The 14,132-nt window shown below is 72.1% G+C and carries 13 protein-coding genes; 3 read left to right on the top strand and 10 right to left on the bottom strand.

All coding sequences use genetic code 11. The features are described 5' to 3' along the window. Window positions 1-57: 57 nt before the first annotated feature. Window positions 58-843: an IclR family transcriptional regulator gene (locus BU204_RS02645; RefSeq protein WP_075123869.1), complete on the top strand. Its 786-nt coding sequence runs from the start codon at window positions 58-60 to the stop codon at window positions 841-843. Here BU204_RS02645 and BU204_RS02640 read toward each other — a convergent pair. The 6 genes from BU204_RS02640 to BU204_RS02615 form a co-directional block, all read right to left on the bottom strand. Beyond that, a complete protein-coding gene (locus BU204_RS02640; RefSeq protein ID WP_075123868.1) occupies window positions 833-2,176 on the bottom strand; it encodes an NtaA/DmoA family FMN-dependent monooxygenase in 1,344 nt (447 codons plus the stop codon). The two genes, BU204_RS02645 and BU204_RS02640, sit on opposite strands and share 11 nt — an antisense overlap. Further along, window positions 2,173-3,321, bottom strand: coding sequence for an LLM class flavin-dependent oxidoreductase (locus tag BU204_RS02635; RefSeq protein WP_233159059.1), 1,149 nt, complete (start codon window positions 3,319-3,321; stop codon window positions 2,173-2,175). The genes BU204_RS02640 and BU204_RS02635 overlap by 4 nt, the downstream gene beginning before the upstream one ends. Next, window positions 3,318-3,863 (bottom strand): NADPH-dependent FMN reductase, encoded by a 546-nt coding sequence (gene ssuE, locus BU204_RS02630; RefSeq protein ID WP_075123867.1) that lies wholly within the window; start codon window positions 3,861-3,863, stop codon window positions 3,318-3,320. The genes BU204_RS02635 and ssuE overlap by 4 nt, the downstream gene beginning before the upstream one ends. A 193-nt stretch (window positions 3,864-4,056) precedes the next feature. Beyond that, window positions 4,057-5,970, bottom strand: a complete 1,914-nt coding sequence (locus tag BU204_RS02625) for an FAD/NAD(P)-binding protein (protein WP_075123866.1) — start codon at window positions 5,968-5,970, stop codon at window positions 4,057-4,059. Beyond that, the gene (locus BU204_RS02620; RefSeq protein ID WP_075123865.1) at window positions 5,967-6,827 is read right to left on the bottom strand and encodes a TauD/TfdA dioxygenase family protein; all 861 of its coding nucleotides are present in this window, start codon (window positions 6,825-6,827) and stop codon (window positions 5,967-5,969) included. The genes BU204_RS02625 and BU204_RS02620 overlap by 4 nt, the downstream gene beginning before the upstream one ends. Window positions 6,828-6,965: 138 nt before the next feature. Beyond that, window positions 6,966-7,823, bottom strand: coding sequence for a DUF1684 domain-containing protein (locus BU204_RS02615; protein WP_075123864.1), 858 nt, complete (start codon window positions 7,821-7,823; stop codon window positions 6,966-6,968). Between the two features lie 162 nt (window positions 7,824-7,985). Here BU204_RS02615 and BU204_RS02610 point away from each other — a divergent pair, with 162 nt between their 5' ends. After that, window positions 7,986-8,507: an OsmC family protein gene (locus BU204_RS02610; RefSeq protein ID WP_075123863.1), complete on the top strand. Its 522-nt coding sequence runs from the start codon at window positions 7,986-7,988 to the stop codon at window positions 8,505-8,507. Window positions 8,508-8,518: 11 nt separating this feature from the next. Here BU204_RS02610 and BU204_RS02605 read toward each other — a convergent pair whose 3' ends face one another. The 4 genes from BU204_RS02605 to BU204_RS02590 form a co-directional block, all read right to left on the bottom strand. Continuing rightward, complete coding sequence (locus BU204_RS02605) at window positions 8,519-8,968, bottom strand: hypothetical protein (protein ID WP_075123862.1); 450 nt, start codon at window positions 8,966-8,968, stop codon at window positions 8,519-8,521. Window positions 8,969-9,044: 76 nt separating this feature from the next. Beyond that, the gene (locus tag BU204_RS02600) at window positions 9,045-10,232 is read right to left on the bottom strand and encodes a globin domain-containing protein (protein WP_075123946.1); all 1,188 of its coding nucleotides are present in this window, start codon (window positions 10,230-10,232) and stop codon (window positions 9,045-9,047) included. A gap of 147 nt (window positions 10,233-10,379) precedes the next feature. Next, a complete protein-coding gene (locus tag BU204_RS02595) occupies window positions 10,380-11,954 on the bottom strand; it encodes an outer membrane protein assembly factor BamB family protein (protein ID WP_075123861.1) in 1,575 nt (524 codons plus the stop codon). A 155-nt stretch (window positions 11,955-12,109) separates the two neighbouring features. Next, a complete protein-coding gene (locus BU204_RS02590; protein WP_075123860.1) occupies window positions 12,110-12,853 on the bottom strand; it encodes an HAD hydrolase-like protein in 744 nt (247 codons plus the stop codon). 313 nt (window positions 12,854-13,166) lie between these two features. On the opposite strand from BU204_RS02590, the gene BU204_RS02585 reads away from it, so the two are divergent. Further along, window positions 13,167-13,976: a phosphodiesterase gene (locus tag BU204_RS02585; RefSeq protein ID WP_075123859.1), complete on the top strand. Its 810-nt coding sequence runs from the start codon at window positions 13,167-13,169 to the stop codon at window positions 13,974-13,976. Window positions 13,977-14,132 lie beyond the last annotated feature (156 nt).

The following is a 14,132-nucleotide window of genomic DNA, read 5'->3' as shown; positions in this document are numbered from 1 at the left end:
AAAGACTTCCATCATGTGGGAGGTCTTGCCCGGCCGCTGGTGTGCGACGATGCCGGCGTGAGCGGAGAGCCGTCCAGCCAGCCACGATCCGGCGCACAGGCCGTCGAGCGCGCCCTCTCGGTCCTGCGTTGCGTCGAGACCGACAACTACGGCGTGGGGATCACCGAGCTCGCCCAGCGCACGGGCCTCACCGTGAGCACCGCCCACCGCCTCGCCCGCACGCTCGTCGAGGCCGGTCTGCTCCACCAGGACCCGCGCACCGAGCGCTACCTGCTCGGTCCCGCACTCGTCGTCCTCGGCAGGAAGGCCGAGCAGCGGCTCGGCTACCAGCAGGCACTGCCCCTGCTGGAGGAGCTCGCCGAGGTGACCGGCGAGTCGATCAACCTCGGCATCCGCGCGCGTCACGAGGTACGGGTGGTGCTCGACGTGGTGTCCCAGCAGCCGCTGCGGTTCTCCCAGGCGCCGGGGAGCAGGGTTCCGATGCACGTGTCGGCCATGGGCAAGTGCCTGCTGGCCCACGGCGGCGACATCGACGGCGAGATAGCGCGGCTGGGCGAGCTGGTGGCGGCCACCCACCGCACGATCACCGACCGCGACCAGCTCCGCGCCGAGCTCGAGCTGGTCCGCGAACGCGGCTGGGCCCTCAACGACGAGGAGCGCAACCCCGGTGTCCGGGCCATCGCCGCCCCGGTGATCCGGTCCGACGGCGGCCTGGTCGCCGCGGTCGCGATCCAGGGCCCCACGGTGCGCATCACCGACGACCGGCTGCCGGAGTTGGCGGAGCTGCTCGAGGGGACCACCCGCCGCATCGCCCCGCTGCTCACCGCACCGCTCACGAGGTAGGCAGGCCGAGGTGCTCGCGCAGCGTCGTGCCCGAGTACTCGGTGCGGAAGGCGCCGCGCTCCTGGAGCAGCGGCACGACCGTGTCGGCGAAGACGTCCAGGCCGCCCGGGGTGAGGTGCGGGACGAGGATGAACCCGTCGCTCGCGTCGGCCTGCACCAGTTCGTCGATGGCGTCCGCCACCGTCCTCGGCGAGCCGACGAACGTCTGCCGTGCGCCGACCTCGATCATCAGCTCGCGGATCGACAGGTTCTTCTCCGCCGCCAGCTCCCGCCACTGCCTGGCGACCGCGAGCGGGTCCCGGGTCATGCGGACACTGGCGCGGCCCCTGGCGATGTGGTCGGTGCCGACCCGCGGGTCCTCCTCGGGCAGCGGGCCGTCCGGGTCGTAGCCGGACAGGTCCCGGTTCCACACCTGCTCCAGGAGCTTGATCGCGGTCTGCCCGCTGACCTGCTGGCGGCGCACGACCGCGGCCCGCTCGCGCGCGTCCTCGTCGGTGTCGCCCAGCACGAACGTGGCCGCTGGCAACACCTTCAGCGACTCCGGAGTGCGGCCGTAGCGGGCGAGGCGGCCCTTGACGTCCGCGTAGAACGCCTTTCCCGCCTCGAGCGTGCCGTGCCGGGAGAAGATGGCGTCGGCGGTGGCGGCGGCGAACTCGCGGCCCTCGTTCGAGTCACCGGCCTGGAAGATCACCGGGCGCCCCTGGGGGCTGCGCGGCACCGGGAAGTGTCCCGCGATGTCGAAGTGGTCGTCCCGGTGGGTGAAGGCGCCCGGGCCCGGCGCGGTGAGGAACCGTCCGGACGCCTTGTCCGCGAGGATCTCGTCGCCGCGCCACGAGTCGAACAGCGTCCAGGCCGCGCGCAGGAACCGCTCCGCGCGCCGGTACCGGTCGGCCTCCGCGAGGAACCCGCCGCGCCGGAAGTTCTCGCCGGTGAACGCGTCCCACGAGGTGACGACGTTCCACGCCGCCCGACCGCCGGACAGGTGGTCCAGGGTGGCGAACTGCCGCGCGACCTCGAACGGCTCGTTGAACGTCGAGTTGATCGTGCCCGCGAGCCCGAGCCGGTCGGTCACCGCCGACAGGGCGGCGAGGACGGTGAACGTGTCGGGACGCCCCATCACGTCCAGGTCGTAGATCTCGCCCCCCTGCTCCCGCAGCCGTAGCCCCTCGGCCAGGAACAGGAAGTCGAACCTGGCTCGCTCCGCGGTCCGCGCGAAGTGCCGGAAGGAGTCGAACTCGATGTGGCTGCCGGCCGCCGGGTCGCTCCACACCGTCGTGTTGTTCACGCCCGGGAAGTGCGCCGCGAGGTGGATCTCCTTGCGGGGCCTGCTCATCGGGTCACCTCGGCGTAGCGGTTGGCGGGCCGGGCGAGACCGAGCCGGGCACGCAGGGTGCCCTCGGTGTAGTGGCGGCGGAACGATCCCCTGGCCTGGAGCCGCGGCACGAGCCCTCGGGTGACCGCGACGAGGTCGTGGGGCAGTGCCCCGGGCCGTAGCCGGATCCCGGTCAGCCCGGCAGCGCACAGATCGAGCAGCAGGTCCGCCAGGTCGTCCACCGTTCCGGCGAACACCGCCGCGTCCGACCTGAGCTCGCCGCCGTCGCGCTCGTCGAGCCGCGCGAGCCGGCCGGTGGCCCCGGCCGTGGTCTCGTCGAGGAACACGACCAGCTCACCGAAGACGTGCAACGGCGTGGGCCGGCCAACGGCAAGCTCCTCGGCGCGGACCTCGGCCAGGAGCTCCGTGGCATGGGCGGGATCGCGCGGGGTCACCAGCACGACGTCGGCCGCGCGGGCGGCGAGTCGGTAGACCGGCGCGGCGTGGGCGAGCACCACGACCGGTGGCTGGCCCTGGGGCGGGCGAGGCGTGATCGAGGGGCCCTTGACGCTGAACCACTGTCCGGTGAAGTCGATGTAGTGCAGCTTGCTCCGGTCGACGAACCGTCCGGTGGCGGCGTCGCGGATCTCGGCGTCGTCCTCCCAGCTGTCCCACAACCGGCGCACCACCTCGACGTGGTCGGCCGCCTCCGCCAGCAGCTCCCCCACCTCGCCGGCCTCGCGCCGGCCGACGTGGGCGAACTCGGCGGGGCTGGTGGAGATCCGCACCCGGTAGCCGGCCCGGCCGACGCTGGCGTAGTCGAGGCTGGCGACGGCCTTCGAGACGTGGAACGGCTCGGTGTGCGTGGCGACCACGGTGGGGACCAGGCCGATCGCGCTGGTCCGCGGCGCCACCGCCGCCGCGACCAGCGTGGCGTCGAGCCGCCCGTACACCCGGTCCACCCGGGCGTCCTGTGTGGACCCCACACCGAACGAGTCCTCGATCGTGACGAGATCCAGGGCGCCGCGCTCGGCCTCGCGGACCAGGTCCGTCCAGTACCCGGCGGTGAACAGCTCGGCGGGGCGGGCGTCGGGTTCGCGCCAGGCCGCGGGGTGCCAGCCGGCGCCGTCGAGCGCCACGGCGAGGTGCGGCAGTGCTGGCGTCACCGCCGCACCTCGCTCGTGACGGGCAGGGCCGCGGCGAATCCCGCGAGCGTGTCCTCCACCCTCGCGCGGACCTCCGGCGCGAGCACCGCCCCGTCCGGGGTGCGCTCGATCTGCTTGTCCACGAGGAACAGGCCGGGCACCACGTGGCGGGCGCCCAGCGCGGCCAGCACCGGCGCCAACGCGTAGTCCACGGCCAGCGCGTGCGCCGGGGCAGCGCCGGTGAGCAGCGGCAGCGCCGTCTTGCCGGCGAGCACGTTGACCGGCAACAAGTCGAGGAACGTCTTCAGCACGCCCGAGTAGGCCGCCTTGTAGACCGGGGAACCGACGATCACACCGTCCGCGGCGACCACCGCGCCGACGGCGTCGGCGACCGCGGGGTCGCCGCTGTCGGCGCCGAGCAAGGCCTCGGCCGGCAACGCGCGGACCGGCACCACCCGCACCTCGTGCCCGTCGGCGGCCAGCCACTCGGCGAGCAACTCGACCAGGGCGACTGTCCGCGAACCCGCGGACGGGCTGCCCGCCAGCGCGACGATGAACGACACACGAACCTCCGATCGGACCGTCTTCCTCGAACGGGTCAGGACGTGGTGAACCGCAGTGCCGCCCAGGCGTCAGCCTCGAAGCGCGCCAGGGAGTAGAGCAGGCGTACGCCGCGCCGCACCCGAGCCATGGCACCCACCCTTCCTGGTCTCCCGCCCCATCCACCCACACGGGAACCAGCACGACAACGACTGCTCACAGTGTGGAATGCGCTTCCACGGCGGCGCCGAGGAGGGCGAGAATGTCCCTCGCCACCGCGTCGTTCTGACGGAAACCGACCGCGTTGGTCCTCGGCCTCGTGAACGCACCCGGCGAGCGGGAGCTGGTGTGCGGACCGAGCGCGAAGCGCCGCGGATGCGCCCGCCCCGAGGCGTCCACCAGGCCGCCGGCCGCCGTCGTGGTGATGCGCCCGGTGGTGCGTTCACCCGTACCGTCCCTGTCCCGCAACACCTCCTCGAGCAGCTCGCCGCGTTCGTGCAGCACCCTGACCAGGGGGTCGGTGCTCCGGCGCACGCTCGGCGTCGGCAGCCGGGCCTCGACGAGCGTGGTGGCCTCGACCACGCCGGGCACACTCGGGCTGCCGGCCGTGAACCGCCCGTGCTCGGCGCGCACCCACATGTCCGGGCCCACCGGACGCACCACCCCAGCCCGGACCAGCGCGAGCAGCTCGCGCAGCCGGTGACCGGGCGGGCCGCTGGCGTAGAAGCTGAAGAAGCCGAACCACCAGCCGTCCACATCGTCCACTTGGGACTGCGGGGTCAGCTTCCCCGCGCCGACCAGCTGGGCGAGCTGGCCGAACACCGACAGCAGCGTCAGGAACGCGCCGAGGTCCGCGCTGAAGGCGGGGTTCTCCCGGCGTGCGAGGTCCGCCTCCACGTACCGGCACACGTGGGTGGTGAGCGCGGCCCGGTCGGTGAACCGCAGTCCGCGCAGCGGGCGGTCCAGCGCGGACAGGTCGAGCCGGTCCTCTGTGGCCGGCACCGCCCGTTCGACGAGAGAGGCCAGCTCGTCCACACCCCAGTCCAGGCCGGCGTACCGCTCGGCGAACTCGGTAAGACCCATCCGGGTCCGGTGCGGGTGGGCGGTGAACAGCTCGTGGTAGTAGCCCCAGCCGATCTCCTTGGCCATCAGCGGCCACACGTCGGCGCGCAGGTCCAGCCGTCCCGGCCGGGCGAGCAGCGCGGAGACCTCCGGCGGCCCGAAGAACCGCGGCAGCGGCACCGGGTCCCCCTGCAGCGGGTATGCGGGCTTGGCGTGGTACGGCACCCCGCGACGGGAGCCGACGTGCAGCACGGGCTCCGCCCCGGACGGGTGGTAGGTGAGCGCCCCGTCCGGCCCCGCGGTGAAACGACCGCCGCGTCCCTCGGTCAGCAGTACGGCGAGGTCGACGAACGCGAGGCCGAAACCCCGCAGCAGCACCGGTTCCGCCGGTGCCAGGGCGGACAGGTCGAGGTCGGCGGTGTACGCGGGCGGCAGGTAACGCAACCCGTGCGCTGCGGCGTGCTCCCCCAGCCCCGCCTCCTCGGGCGTCGGACCCGCGCCGAGGTGACCGACCGTCAGCACGACGACGTCGGCGAGCACCGGCTCGGCCCGGCCGGACAGCCACACGGACTGGGGACCGTCCTCCGGGCCGGTGATGTCGACCGCGGCGGCGGCGTGCACCCGCACCTCGACACCGTCCGACAGGGTGTCGAGCACCCGGGTGAAGAACCAGTCCAGATAGGCGCTGTGCAGCCGCCGGGTGGGAAACGTCGTCGCGGTCATCGACCGCAGCTCGTCCAGCAGCGCCGGATCCACCTCGGCCGCCAGCTCGCCCTCGCGCACCGCCGCCACCCATTCCGCCAGCGTCGGACCCGGGCGGATCGGCCCGGCACAGCGGACGGTGTCGTCGGTGAACATCGTGACGTCCTCCGGCATGGAGTTCATCCGCAGCAACGGCGACTGCGCGAACCGCCAGACCCGACCGGGTCCGGGCGGGAACGGGTCGACCAGGTGGACGACCAGCCGGCCGTCGTACAGCTCCGGCACGTTCGCCGCGATCCGCTCCAGGAGACCGACGCCGCGCGGGCCGGCGCCGACGACCGCGATGGCACGTGTCGAACCGGTCACCTCGAGCCGGGCCCCACCGGCCGGTCCCCTCGGATGGTGATCCGGTGCATGACCCGGTGCTGGTCGCCGTAGTCGTCGACGGCCAGGTGCGCGGTGCTGCGGTTGTCCCACACCACGACGTCGCCAGGGCTCCAGCGATGGCGCACGCTGTGCTCGGGGCGGCCGATGGCGGCGAAGAAGATATCCAGCAGCGTCCGGCTCTCGGTCTCGGACACGTCCTGGATGCCGGTGGTGAAGCCGGGGTTGACGAACAGGCTGCGCCGGCCGGTCTCCGGGTGCACCCGGACGACGGGGTGCACGACCGGCTCGAGGGAGCGGATCGTCTCCCCCTCCCAGACGTTCCCCTCGCCGGACAGGCGGACGTTCAGGTACTCCTCGAAGTCCCTTCGCCCGTCGTGGACCGCCTCGAGCTGGTCGGCGAGGCGGCGCAGCGGTGGGGACAGCGTCAGGTACGCGGCTTCCAGGTCGGTCCAGCAGGTGTCGCCACCGGCGGGCGGCAGGTGCACCGCACGCAGCACGGAGCCGAGCGGCGGCGTGCTGGTGAACGTGACGTCGGTGTGCCAGACGGGTGCCTTGCCGCCGTCGCCGCTGTCGAGCACGTAGATCTCGGGGTGGGCGGCATCCAGCCCGGGCACCACCGGATGCGCCGGGGTCAGCTCACCGAGCGTCGCCGCGAACGCCCGGTGCGCGTCGGGGGTCAGCCGCTGGTCCGGGAACACCAGCACCTTGTGGTCCAGCAGCGCGGCCCGGATGGCCGCCACCACCTCCGGTGTCAGGTCCGACGCCAGGTCGATGCCCGGCACCCGCGCACCGATGGCGATCGTCAGCGGTTCGAACGCGATCGCTGTCGTGGTCATGGGTCTCCTCCCTCGCCGAAACCGTCGCCAGGACTCCGTAGGGCAAGTCCAGCGGCTGGCGGCGCCTTCGTCCACAAAGTGGAGTCCCTTCCCACGATGCGGAAGGGGCGGAGGTCTGTGACCTAGGATCGACGGCGGCTACCTCGGCCCGGTACCCCGCTCCCGGCGAGGTCGCGGCAGGGCGCGTCGGCGTTCGTAGGGCACCAACTCCCCCGCGGTCACGGCGAAGGGCAGGTGGTTGCCCGTCGGCGGGAGCGGGCAGGTGGCGAAGTCGGTGAACGCGCAGGGCAGGTTGCGCGCGCGGTTGAAGTCGAGCAGCACCACGCCGTCGGCCGGCAGGTCGGCCTCCACCGCCCTGCTCGCGGCGTAGGTCGTCACGCCGCTGGTCGCGTCCGTGAACAGGATGCTCAGCCCGCGGCCGGCCGGTCCGTTGAACGCCGTGAGCACGTGGGGCGCCCCGTCGTGGTCGAAGCGCACGAAGCCGGGGGCGGTGTAGACGTGGCTGAGCCCTTCGACCACCGCGCCCACGGTGACCGCGCGCGGCCGCTCGAACGGCTCGAACCGCGCGGGGAGCACCCACGCCGGGTCCGGGTCGTAGGTCGGCACGCCGGTGAAGGCCGCCAGGGCGGGCGCGTTCGGGTCGTGCACGCGGACGAGGTAGCCCGACCGACGCGCGACCTCGATCTCGACCTCACCGGTCGACACCCGGGCCCCGGCTCCGCTGTTCTCCAGCTCGAACCGGTGCACCCCGGCAAGCGGCTCGCCGTCGACGGTCAGGAAGGCGCCGTTCGGGTCGACGTAGGCGGCGTCGCGGTCCTGCCACCACCTGCCCGGCACCCCGGGATACTCCTGGGGCGTACCGGACAGCCAGTCCAGCGACACCAGCGCCAGCCACCCGTGGGGCTGGGCGAGCTCCCGCTCCCTCGCCACCTTCCACTGCTGCCACCGGTGCACGAACCGCGCGGAGCTTCCGTACCGCCTGGTGTCGGTGTCCATCGTCCCTCCCACAGGTCTCGCCCCGGCCGCGAGCATGGAGCCCCCGGCGCCCGCGGGGCAACGACGCTCGCATGGTGGGAGCGGTTCCACGATGTGGATCCCGTTGCCAGCGGCCCGCCATCGCAACGACGCTGAGGGCCCAGCCAGGACAAGGAGCACGCGATGACCGTGGAAACCGGCAGCACGCTGAACAACGTCGACCTGAGCGCGGTGGGCGCCCTCGTCGCCGCGATCCAGGAGGACCCCGCGAAGGCGGACACGACCTGGGCCGCGCACGTCACCTGGACCGGCGGCTTCCAGTCCAGCGCCCGCGTCCGCGGCTTCGACCCCGTCCCCTCGGACGAGCCGTCGGGCCTTGGCGGCGCCGACACCGCGCCCAACCCCGTCGAACAACTCCTGTCGGCACTGGGCAACTGCCTCGCCGTGGGATATGCCGCGAACGCCTCGGTCGCCGGGATCCAGCTCGACGAGCTGACCGTGGACCTCAAGGGCGACATCGACCTGAGGGTCTTCCTGGGCCTCGCCGAAGGCCACGCGGGCTTCGACTCGATCACCGCGAAGGTCCGGATCACCTCCCCCGCGCCCCGCGCCGACCTGGAGTCCCTGCACGCCAGGGTCGTCGCGTCCTCGCCGGTCGGCCACACCCTCACGAAGGCCGTACCGCTCACGGTCGACCTGGTCTGACCGCCCGCGGGTCAGCCACCGCGCCGGGCGGTGGCAATGTAGACGTTCGATGGTGGCAGGAAGCTCAGTACGACGGCGAGAACGGCGAGCCCGCAGGACACGTAGCCCAGCGTCGTGCCGCCGCCCTCGGCGACGAGGTAGGCGACCTGCACCACCGTCAGCAGGGTCAGGACCACGCGCGCCCAGTTGCGGCCGGCCTTGAGCCGGAAGGCCAGCCACAGGTAGCCCAGCGCCACCACCGCGGCGACGGCGATGCCGACGCCCTGTGCGAACGCGACACCGGCGTCGACCTCGCTCCCGCTCATCGACGGGTCCTTCTTCCGCAGCTCCTCGGCGAGCTCGGGTCCGGACGTCGCGAGGACGATCCCACCGGCGACGACCGACACCGTCGAGGCGAGAAAACCGAGGAAGGACGCGATGATCGTGAGCGGCGGGCTGCTCCGCCGTGTCGAGGTGACCATGAACCGCAGCGTAGGACCGGGCCCGGGGCGACAGCGCCACGCGAGCACCGACTTCGTACTTTCGGCCGGGGCAGGGTCAGCCCGCGGCGGTGTCCAGCATCCCGGGGCCGAAGACCTCGTAGCGGACGCGGTCCGCGGGCACTCCCCGCCGCAGCAGGCCGGACCGTACCGCCCGCATGAACGGCAGCGGGCCGCAGAGGTGAACCGACACGCCCGGCGGCAGCGGGAGGGCCTCGACCTCGAGCAGGCCGGGCCGGCCGCCGTCGCCGGTCTCGTACCAGGTGAGCACCTCCGCGTCGACCAGGTCGGAGGCGAGGTGGTCGATCTCGGCGCGCAGCGCGTGCCGCTCGGGTGAGCGTTCCGCGTGTGCGACGACCACCCGCCGGGTCGGTTGGGTGCGGGCGAGGTGGTCGAGCATCGATGCCGTCGGGGTGATGCCGATACCGCCGCTGACCAGCAGGACCGGCTCGTCCCCTGGCACGAGGGTGTTCTCGCCGGCGGGCGGGCCGACCAGGACGGTGTCGTCGGCGCGCAGGTTCTCGTGCAGGTGGGTGGAGACGGCACCGTCGGGAGCGCCGCCGGTGCCGCGCACCCGCCGCACGCAGATACGCAGCGATCCCCGGCCGGGCCCCTGCGACAGCGAGTACTGCCGGGGCTGGCGGCCGCCGCCCGGCAGGTCGACGGCGACGGAGACGTACTGACCGGGCGCGAAGTCCGGCACCGGGCCGCCGTCGTCGGGAACCAGCGTGAACGACACCGCGTCGACGGCCTCGTCCTGCCGCTTGGCGACCCGCCACCGCCGCCACACCGTCACCGGGTCCACCTGGCCGCGCTGGTAGAGGCGTGCCTCGGCGGCGATGAGCCGGCAGGCCAACAGCCAGTAGACCTCGTCCCAGGCGGCGGCGATCTCCGCCGTCACGGCGTCGCCGAGTACCGTGCCCACGGCCGCGAGCAGGTGCCGGCCGACGATCGGGTACTGCTCGGCGCGGATGCCCAGCGACACGTGCTTGTGCACGATGCGTTCGGCGATCGCGTCGAACGGCGTGGCGTCGGGCTCGAGCAGGTGCCCGGCGAACGCCACGACGGCCGAGGCCAGCGCGACCCGCTGCTGCCCGTTGGCCTGGTTCCCCTGGTTGAACACCTCGAGCAGCTCGGGGTGGGCGGCGAACATCGACGGGTAGAACACACCGGTGATCTCGGTGGCGTGGTCGCGTACGACGGGCAGCGTCGCACGCACGACCTCGGCTGAGGCGGCGGACAGCACAGTGGTCTCCTCGCGGCCGGTGAGCGGGTCCGCCCGGCGCGGTCCCGATCCGGTCACCTCTCACCCTGGGGCACGGGAGCCCGCGCCGAACAGTGATCAAAGGCGGTACCGGATCGGGACCTTGGTCCCGCGGGACGGGCCGGTCGGTCAGAGCCCGAACGCCAGCAGAACGTGCCCCTTCTCCGTCGAGTACTCCGGCCAGTACCCGGACTGCACGTACACCATGCCGTTCGCGACGACCGTGCCGCCGCCGGTGCCGGTGATCGCGCTGCCCATGCCCTCGATGCCGTTGACACCGTTGAAGACCCGCACGGTGTCGTAGCTCCACAGGATCCGGCCGTTCCTGGTGTCGTAGGCCCGCAGCTTGCCGTCCACCCCGCCGACCCAGGCGAGACCGGGGCTGCTGCTCGCGGGCGCCCCGTGGGCCGGTGCGCACAGGGGGTGCGGGACCTGGGCGGCGCCCCCGGTGGTGCAGCCGTCCGCCGGCGCCGGGGTCTGCCACACCACGTCTCCGTTCACCGGGTTCACCGCGAACAGCGTGCCGGGGTCGGCGTAGTACGTGGGGATGTAGAGCAGCCTGCCGTCGTAGCTCGAGCCCCACTGGATGCCCGAGATGCCGCCGGACGGGAGCGGCACGCCGAGCTGCCGACGCCACAGCACCTCACCGGTCCGCGCGTCGAACATGTGGTAGACGCCCATCTTCTGGCCCACGCCGACGAGCGTGCGGCCGCCGGTGCGCACGATGTTGGGGGTCGCGCCGATGTCGTAGTCGAGCGCGGTGCCGTCCGCCAGGCCCGGGCAGTAGCCTTCCGGGTCGGGGTCGTTGCACAGGGTCCGCCAGGTGTCGGCCTCGGTCACCTGGTTCTTCCACCGCACGCCGCCGGTGCGGGTGTCGAGCGCCAGCAACGTGTCGAAGTCGCCGCCGCTGCCGGTGTAGTTCTGACCGGTCCCGACGTACAGGGTGTTGCTGCGCGGGTCGATCACCGGTGAGCTCCACACCCCGGCGCCCGACGGCTCGTACCGCGCCGCGCCGCTCGGCCACGTGCCGACCTGCTGGGGCTCCGGAACGGTGTGGTAGCGCCAGTCCAGCTCGCCGGTCCGGGCGTCGAGCGCGTCGACGTGGCCGCGGAACGTGCAGCACGGGTAGTCCCGGCCGCCCTCGTTCTCGTTGCTGGACACGCCGACGTAGACACGTCCCTTGTGGACGATCGGCGAGCTGGTGACGGTGGCGAACGGGTGCGAGTCGACGCGGGTGACCCACGCCAGGGTGCCCGTGCGGGCGTTGAGCGCGTAGAAGTAGCCGCGCGCGTCGCCGAAGTACACCTTGCCGTACTCGACGGCGGGGCCGTCCCACACGACCGCACGGCCCGCCGGGTCCACCGAGCGGAGGTCGAACTCCCACCGCGCGGCGCCGGTCTTCGCGTCCCTGGCGTAGAACCTGCCGTCGGAGCCCCCGAAGTAGATTGTGTCGCCGACGACGGCCGGCGCACTGCGCACCCCGGTCGCCTCGGTCTTCGGGTACGCGAACGCCCACTTCAGCTTGAGGTTCGCCACGTTGTGCGGACGGATGTGGTGTTCGGCCGCGGCGAACCGGGAGCCGAGCGGGTCCTTCTGCCAGGTGGCCCAGTCACCGCCCCTGGTTCCCCCTTCGGTCGCGGAAACACTGCCGGTCAGCGCGGCGGCCAGCACGACCGCGGTGCCGAGCGCGATTAGTTTTCTCACGTGCCTCGACAAGGCATGTCACCCCCATGGCGAAAAAACGGACAAGCCAGACCCCGCACAACCTGCCAGACGGCCACGACGCACGTCGACCCCGCCGCCGGTGGATTTGCGGCTCATCCGATCGGTTGATGTGCGGAGCCGGCCCGGCGTGGTGGTCAGAGCGCGACCGGCCTCGACCGGGTCGAGCGGCGTCCGACGGCCTCGAGGTAGTCCCACACCGGTGCGATGTCGGTCAGGTCCGGTACGACGATGTCGGCGCCCGCGCACCACAGCGCCGACGGCGAACACCTACCGGTCGCGACGGCCACGGCATGGGCACCGGCGGCCTTCGCCGTGCGCATGTCCTCGTCGGTGTCGCCGATGACGACCGTGCCGCTGCGGGGAACGTGCCTCCCGGTCAGCTCGCAACGTCGGCGCGCCACGTCCGGCAGTTCGACCCGCCGGAACGCGTCGTCACCGTAGGCGCCGACGGATGTCTCGAACAGCGGCGACAGTCCGAACGCCTCGATCTTGGCGCAGGCTATGCCCTTGAGCGTGCACGTGAGCACCGTCTGGACGAAGCGCTCGTCCGCGGCGAAGCGCCGCAACGCGGCGACCGCCCCCGGCAACAGCTGACCGTCGTCGGCGAGTTCGTCCCGGGCCGCGACGTACCCGCTGACGAGCCGGTCGGAGACCAGTCCGACCAACCTGTCGGTCGGCGTCACGCCGTGGAACGACAGGGTTCGACGAATCTTCTCGATCGTGCTGAACCCGGGTGCCGAAACCACTTTCCGGAACGGAATGCCCAACAACTCGTCGAAGACCCGAGAGTACATCGTGTGCCGGAAGCCATTGGCCTCGATCAACGTGCCGTCTATGGCCCACAGGAGCAGATACCGCTCGCGACCGCCTGTCCTCACCCGACACCTCCGGACGCGGAGATCTACGGCCCGTTGCCCAGTTCGACGAGCTTCGCTTCCAGAGTCCCGAGATTCGGGGAGTTTATCTCGCGCGCGACGCGCTCATCCTGTCTCGTGTACGACTCGCCGATCTCCTCCAAAAAGCACCGCTTCCATGAATTTGTTTCCCATGGATTGACGGCCCCCGGGATCGGTCAGCATACCACAGGAGAGGCCCACCACGCCGGATTCCGACCTCTGGTTGCCGCGCTTTTCGTCACGTAGCATAACCGTGGTAGCCCGATCATGACGGTCCAGCGGATCGGAGGCCACAATGCTCATCGGACACCTGTCCGACATGCATATCACGACTGGCCCACTTGCCGGCGCTCCCGCGAAGCTCTTCCACGACGCGCTCATTCGCGTTCAGGCGCTGGACCCCCAGCCCGCGTGCATCGTGATTACCGGCGATCTCGCCGACCACGGCGACCCGGACGAGTACCGTCTCGCGGCCACAGTTCTACACGGCGTCGACCTGCCCGTCCATATCGTTCCGGGCAACCACGACAACGCCGAGCACATGGCGCGGGCTTTCGCTCGTACCGAGTACGTCCGGGCCGCGGAGGCAGAGCCGCACCGCCTCTATTATCGAGTCGACTACGACGGCTTACGCATCCTCTTCTGCGATTCGAGTGTCGCCGGACGGAGTTTCGGCCGTCTCGGACGGACTCAGCTGGAGTGGATCGACGACGAGCTGGGAACGGCATCGGAAGCGTCGGTCGTGCTGGCCATGCATCACCACCCGGTGCGGAGCGGCATTGCCGGGATGGACAACTCCATGCTGGCCGACGCGACCGAGCTCGAGGCGGTCCTGGCTCGCCATCGGCCGCTGAGCCGGATCCTCATCGGACACCTGCACCGACCGCTGACGACCATGTTCGCCGGGAGCGTCGTCACCAGCGCGCCCAGCACCTATCGCCAGTCCTTCCTCGGGCTCGACCCGACGCGGTGCGGCGCCTACGTCGAGGAGCCGCCGGGCTTCCTGCTGCACGACTTCGGGCACCGGCCCGCGCTCACCCATGTCGTGCCGGTCCGGTCGGGACCCCCGCTGGGCAGGTTCGGCAGGCCGACCAGCCCTCGGTGATGCGCGTGGGGCCGTGGGCGTTCCATGTGCCGGACTTTCGGCTCCGCCGCGACCGGACACTCGACGGCTCCGGCCGGCCAGGGCTCTCCCGCTGACCAGCCCACATGACCACGTGCCGCCCGGGTGGCACCAACGGCGAAGGCCCACCTGTTAGTC

The organism is Actinophytocola xanthii (assembly GCF_001921205.1).
Taxonomy (GTDB): domain Bacteria; phylum Actinomycetota; class Actinomycetes; order Mycobacteriales; family Pseudonocardiaceae; genus Actinophytocola; species Actinophytocola xanthii.
Note: the sequence above shows the minus strand (reverse complement) of the source record. Positions and strands in the feature narration are given on the sequence as shown.